We start from the raw sequence: 6,308 nt of genomic DNA on the forward strand, positions 1-6,308 counted from the left end.
GGCGCCCGCTTCTTTTTTTTATTTTACAGTGGTGGGGGGGGGGGCCCGGCCCCCGCCCCCGCGGCCCACCCTCCCCCCCCCCCCCACCCCCCGCGGGGGCGCGGCGGCGGTGCGCAGAAAGGCTTTCGCGCGTAGGGACAAGCGCGATGGTGGCAACGGTGAGAGCCGCTGCCGAGCCGAGCAGGATCTGACTGCTGACGGTGTTCTGAAAAGTGGCGGCGGCGAGGCTCCCGAGCGGGGTGGCTCCGTAGGCCAGGGCTCGAAAGACTCCCAGGACTTGGGCTCGTTGGCCAGGGCTCGTGGCGCGTTGACGCAGGTTCATCGCCTGGACGGCCCACATTGCCCCGAATGCGCTTCCCGCGACCATTACGGGCGCGATGAGCCAGGGCGAGCGCAGCAATGGGCTGAGAAACAGCAACGCCCAGCCGACCCGGGTGAGCCGCATGGTGACGACCTCTCCGAATAGCCGCTCGGCCCGGCTCGTGAGGTAGGCCCCTGCGCCCGCTCCGACACCGACGAGGCCGGTGAGCACACCGTAGGTCGTCGGTGTGAGTCCGAGGCCGGTATTGGCATAGACCGCGAAGACGGTCAGATAGATGCCGTTGGCGACGCTGGTAAGGCAACTGATGGCGATCGCGGCTTTGAGGATCTGGCTTCGGCCCACGATTCTCAGGCCGCGTCGAAAGTCGACCCTGCCGCGGCCGCCATGTCGGCGGGGCCACGGCTGTCGTACCGCGGCTATGCACAACGTCGATATCCCGCAGAGCGCGCCGGAGAGCAGCGACGATGCCGATGGCCAGAGCGTGTAGGCCAGACCTGCGATCGGGGGCCCGAGGAACTGGTAGAAGACCCGAGTCGACACCGACAGCGCGCCGTTCGCGTCCGAAAGCCGATCGCGGTCGACGAGTTCGGGAACAAGTGCTTCTGCCGCACCGTCGACGAAAGTCTGGAGTACTCCCGAAATAAAGACCGCCACGACGAGAATCACAGCGGAAACATGTCCACCGGCGCTGATGACGCCGACAGCGAGCATGGTCCCCGCGCGGGCGAGATTGGCGATCTGGATCACGCGGTGCCCGTCCATGCGATCCACGACGATTCCCGCCGGGATGGCCGCGACCAGCCACGGAATGGTCGCCAAAGTGAGCAGAACCCCGACGAGGGCAGGGCTTTCCAAGGCGTGGATGGCGAGGAGCGTCGCGCCGACAAGGAAAATGCCGTTGCCGGTGTCGGAAAGCGCAGTCGAACACCACAGGCCAAGGAACCGCGGCCCGAGCCCGCCCCCGCGCGCCCGTCGCGCGCCCCCGTTCGCTGTGGCCATGAGATCACTCTGACCAGCGATAATCAACGTTGTCAACGTTGATTGAGTGCACTATGGTCCCGGCATGGACGGCGAGTGGATGACTGCAGCCGAGGCTGCGGACCGGCTAGGCGTCACCACGCGCACCCTCTACGCCTACGCGAGCCGTGGCGTCCTGACTTCGCGGCCCGTGCGCGGCGGTGGCGGCCGTCGTTCCCAGTACGAACGGGCGCAGGTCGAGACCCTCGCCGCGAGGACGGCGAAACGCGAACGGGCCGGTCAGGTAGAGATCCGCGTCGAGACCGCCGTCACCGACCTCAAACCGGCGGGCTCGCTGGCTTTTCGCGGCTACCCGATCGAAGACCTGCTGGACCAGCGTTTCGAGAACGTCGCGGAACTGCTCTGGACTGCGGATCTGCCCGCCGACCCGGTTTTCTGGCCAAACACGAATCGGCCGGAGCTCACCAGCGTGCTCACCGCGCTTCCCAAGACAGCAGGGGTGCTCGACCGGATGAGCACGGTCGTATCGGTACTGGGCATGCTGGATCCGGCGCGACCTGACCTCGGCCCGGCCGCTGTCGCCGACGTCGGCAGGCAGCTCATCCCAGCCATGGCCTCAGCGATCTCGGCACACCCGGATCCCCACCCGGCGTCAGAACCGGTCGCGTCTGTCATCGCCGACAGGCTCACCCGTGCCGACACCCTGCCCTCCGCGCCGGTCGACCTGGCCCTGTGCCTGCTGGCCGATCACGAACTCGCGGCGTCCACCTTCGCGTCCCGGATCGCCGCCACCACCGGCGCGGATCCCTATGCCGCCGTGGACATCGGAATCCAGACCATGCGAGCCGTCGATCACGGTGGGACCGCTCGCGACGTCCACCGAATGCTGCAAGCACTGTCCACTGTGGAGTTTCCTGTTCGACCCGCCATTGCGCTGCCGGGGTTCGGACACCCGGTCTACACCGACTTCGACCCGCGCGCTCCGCATCTGCTGGCTGCTCTCGAGCGCGTCCACGCCGGGAACGCCCGTCTGGACCTCGTGCGAGCAGTATTGGAATCGGCGACCAGGCGCGGCCAGCCGAAACCCAATATCGACTTCGCACTCGGCGCCCTGACCTGGCTCCACCGCTGGCCCGAGGAAGCTTCACTGGGTTTGGCAGTCGTGGCCAGGACCGCAGGCTGGCTCGCCCACGCAGCCGAAGCCTACGAGCAGCCGTCGCGGATACGGCCTCGCGCCGTCTACATCGGACCGCGACTCCGTCGTCGCTGAACCCAGAGGTGTGTCGCGCCGTCGGCACCGAGGTACCGGGCTGGCCGACAGCTCTAGACGCTCTGGACTGATCGACGTGGCTCAGGCTCGCTGGCCCCGATGATGCCGAGAACAGGCGCGGGCAAGGGATAAATTCGTTCGATCGGCAGTTCTTCCTGAGCGGCGTCGAGACGCCCTGAACTGACATAGCGGTGGACCCGGGTGACGAGCGGGGTGATGTCCGTGATGCTGGTGATCCACTGGTCGACGTAGCGATCGACCGCCTCGCCGGACAGCCCGATCTGGATGGCGCGCCGGTTGAGCGGAGCGAGGTTCGCCGACCGGTCAGGATCCCACTGGACGCGGACCGGGCTGGCTTCCTTGCGCTCAACCCATTGCCGCTGGCTGGCGTAGGTGCCGGACTCGTAGCTGCTGAGGGCGGCGTTGGCGAGCGCCCATTCGAAGCCGGCCCTGGTGAGCTGGATTTCCAGGACGCGTTCCTGGCCAGGTTTGGTCGCCCACCCGGACCGGTACATCATCCACAGGAACGAGGGCTTGATCCAGGTCATCCGCTCGCGCTTGAACGGCGCCGCGAACGTCTGGGATTCGACTGCCACGTCGGCTATGTGCCGCGAGTAGGCCTGGTAAACGGTGATGGTTTCGTCGGTGAAGCTGGCCCGCACGTCACGTCGCGGAGTGCTCGACCGATGGTTCGCCAGCGACGAAGCGAGGTGTGACGATGATGGTGGCGCATTCGTTGTCCCGGCTGCCTCGCTACTGGTGACGAGTTGCTTGACAGTCGTGTTGAGGACCTCGGCGAGGCGGACGACCGTTTCGCGACTTGGTGTCTCCTCGCCCTTTTCGTAGCTGCTGATCTGGCTGACGTCGGCGCTGACTCTCTCGGCGAGTTCTGCTTGGGTCAGGCCAGCTTGGCTCCTCAGGTCGCGAAGCTGGTTGGGGAAGAACTGACCAGACACGTGGTTTCCTCCGCGGTCGTAACGTGAGACTCATTGTGCCTCGCTGGCAATGGCTGTGTCGCGGGAAAATCGGCGCTCGCGCGCAGTTCGGCTTGAAGGGGTGCGCGGCGATGCTCAGATGCGTTGTCCGGCCTGGAAGGTCGGCTACGTGTCGATCCAGGAGCTCGGCTGAGCGGCGGAATCGGAGCGGTGGGATTTCTCCGCGACCCGTTGCGTGCCACGGCAGACTCGTGGCCGCGGAGCCGGTTTCAGCAACGCCTCCGACGCTTGGCGTGCTGCTCGGTCTCTCCCGTGGCAGCGAGGACAGGGAGACTGTTCTGCGAGGATCGCGGCTGGACTTCGTGTCGAATTCGTGTGCGCCGCGTGTACGCTATTCCAAGCTGTGACCCGTCCTCGTGAACAGTCGGCAGGCGAGGGGGTCGATGTGCTGCACCTGAGAGTCGAGAGGATCCACGATCTCGAAGAAGAGCCGGTTGTGCTCTGCTGTGAGCTCGATGCCGATGGTTGCGAGGTTCGCAAAGTCGAGGTCTTTCACGATGGAAGAAAGACGTTTGCTGATACGGACCGGTCAACTGGCGATACAGTGCTCGGAGAGGGGAAAGTCCCTTCGTTTGAGGAGATCCAAGCGCAAGCCGAGTTTCTCCCGAGGGGCATCGATGCCGCGTATTTCACTCGAGTGTGGGAAGAGGCTCTCCGATCGAGTCGGCGATGACGGTCTTCTTTCGGACGGCCGTGACGACCCGGCCTGCGGAGAGGATGGTCGCGGACTGGCGGCGAGCAGTGGTCGGGGATGCTGGAGCCGTTGGGCGTCTTGTCGGTGAGAACATGACGGTTCGTTGCCCTGGTGGTCCGGGAGAATGCTGATGCTCGACGAAATTTTCGTGCGCGATCTGCGGAAGTTCGCGCGTGAGATAGGGGTCGGAGCAAGCGAATTCGAAAGCGGGCACGCCCGCTGGGATGTGTATTTCCGGGCTATGCGGCTTGACAGCGAGATCGATCAGCTGATCGCATTGATTGGCCGCGAGCCAGACAGGGTCATGGCGACTTCGGTTGTCTTGAGCTTGCTGGAGCAAGGTCCAAGGTCGCTTCGCGAGAGAGCGGTAGGCGTACTTCCTGTTGGTGCTTCACAAGATTTCGCCCGGGCGAGAATGGTGGAGCTGTCGGTGCTCGAGGAGCTAGTTTCGGGATCGAGCGACGCTGTCGAACCGAACTTGATGGACAACTGGTCGCACTGGCTGCAGTTGCGTGCCGCGAAACTTTCTTCTCACCGGCAGGTGCTCGAATATCTAGCTTCTGCGGGGGCCACGAAGCGAATCAGGCGAGAGGCGCTGGCTCGGGCGAAGGAAATATGCGACTGAGGCCACTGCTGTTCGAGCGAAAGCTCGCCAGGAGAAGGAAGTCGGCTGCCCTCTTCTGCAGACGCTGGCCGCGGGGATCTGCGAACATCTTGCAGGCAACGGGAGCCGACCGCGGTGAAGCGGCGGTGGCTGCCTCGCCGCTTCTGTTTTCCGCGCGGCGGCTGCCACGGTCGGCTCTGGTTTGCTACCGCTCGGCTTCGTCAAGGTCAGGCGCAGCCTCGTCGATGCTGTCTTTTGCCGAAGTCTTCGTGGCAGGGCGGCCGCCGCTCACCATTGCCTCGGACGTGTTCGTGCACGCTTGAGTTGGAGCTGCGAAGCGCGGAAGCCGTGTCGGATTGCGTTGTTGACGTCGGTGTTCCAGGCGGGGCTGGCGCGTCGTCGGCCCGGTGCCTCGCGCTGCGAGATGCAGGACTTGCCCGGCGCACGCCGCGGCCGTACCACTGGCGGGGCGACGTTCGCTGGTGCCTTCGCGTCGCGGGTCGGCTAGATGGCTCGGTGAAGACTTCGGCTGCTGAAGATGCATGCCCCCTTGGCCCGCGTGCCTTTGCCTTACCGGCCTTGGCCGGGCTGGTCCGCGGGATTCGGCCGGGTTCGGGCATGCGGAAGTCCGTCAGGCAGGGTCCGTGTCCGGAGGCGGCATCGGGTGCCGGCGGGTGCCTCGCCGAAGCCGGGAGGGGTGAGACCTCGCCGGGCTCGAAGTGAACGGTTCTGTTTTGGTTGGCGGTTAGGCGGCTTCGTCTGATGAGGCGGCCTCTGTGGACAGTCGGCGCGGCGGCGGTGTCGGCTGGTGGGCAAGATCGATGCCGAGCGCGAGTTGCTCTGCTGGTGGGCGTCTTCGTCGGCGTGCCCGGGGTGGCTGGTGTGTTGGGGCGGTGGCCGAGTGTGCCGCATCGGCAGTCGGTGGGGCTGCGGCTGGTGGCGGTGTGCTTGCTGTCGGTGAGCCTGGATGCCGGGCGAGGTGATGGAGTTTGCGCAGGTGCCGTTGGACGAGTCCGGCGCGGCGGGCTTCCTCGAAGAGAGCTCGGGCGGCTCCGTTCCGCGACCGTCGGCCGGCGTGCGGTTGGTCGGGCATAGACGTTCCTGGCGGGTGCTGGCTGGCTGAGGGCAAGATCACGAATGCGTTTCGGCCTGGTTGAGGCGTCGTGATGGCGGGTGGCGGCACCGTACGGCCGGAGCGGCGCAGGGGTGCTGCCGCGCGCCACGGGCTTGTCTCGAGACGACTGGGCGCGCTCGCCACTGTCGTGGGTTTGCGGACGGTTCGACCACCCGGGTAGAAGCTGTGCCTGGTCAGGGATTCCCCTGACCAGGCAGTTTGTGCCCCCGGCAGGACTCGAACCTGCGACCTAGAGATTCTGAAGCAGCGTTGATCACTGTCTACTGTGGATGGTTGATACTGGTCGTCATCTGCGCTGTTCGCTTCTGCG

The 6,308-nt window shown here is 65.8% G+C and carries 5 protein-coding genes; 3 read left to right on the forward strand and 2 right to left on the reverse strand.

Annotation, left to right across the window (positions count from 1 at the left end; genetic code table 11):
• Positions 1-1,321 (reverse strand): MFS transporter (locus tag ACFXI3_RS45475; RefSeq protein ID WP_378408326.1); only part of this gene is annotated, 1,321 nt, incomplete at its 3' end.
• A 64-nt stretch (positions 1,322-1,385) separates the two neighbouring features.
• Between ACFXI3_RS45475 and ACFXI3_RS45480 the strand changes: the two genes are divergently transcribed.
• A complete protein-coding gene (locus ACFXI3_RS45480; protein WP_378408328.1) occupies positions 1,386-2,570 on the forward strand; it encodes a citrate/2-methylcitrate synthase in 1,185 nt (394 codons plus the stop codon).
• Positions 2,571-2,623: 53 nt separating this feature from the next.
• Here ACFXI3_RS45480 and ACFXI3_RS45485 read toward each other — a convergent pair whose 3' ends face one another.
• Positions 2,624-3,526, reverse strand: coding sequence for a DUF4291 family protein (locus ACFXI3_RS45485; RefSeq protein ID WP_378408330.1), 903 nt, complete (start codon positions 3,524-3,526; stop codon positions 2,624-2,626).
• 424 nt (positions 3,527-3,950) lie between these two features.
• Between ACFXI3_RS45485 and ACFXI3_RS45490 the strand changes: the two genes are divergently transcribed.
• Both ACFXI3_RS45490 and ACFXI3_RS45495 read left to right on the forward strand, forming a co-directional pair.
• Entirely contained in the window at positions 3,951-4,238 is a 288-nt protein-coding gene (locus tag ACFXI3_RS45490; protein WP_378408332.1) for a DUF6881 domain-containing protein, read from the forward strand.
• Positions 4,239-4,383: 145 nt separating this feature from the next.
• Positions 4,384-4,884 (forward strand): hypothetical protein, encoded by a 501-nt coding sequence (locus ACFXI3_RS45495; RefSeq protein WP_378408334.1) that lies wholly within the window; start codon positions 4,384-4,386, stop codon positions 4,882-4,884.
• Positions 4,885-6,308 lie beyond the last annotated feature (1,424 nt).

Source organism: Amycolatopsis sp. NPDC059235, from assembly GCF_042754125.1.
Classification (GTDB): domain Bacteria; phylum Actinomycetota; class Actinomycetes; order Mycobacteriales; family Pseudonocardiaceae; genus Amycolatopsis; species Amycolatopsis albidoflava.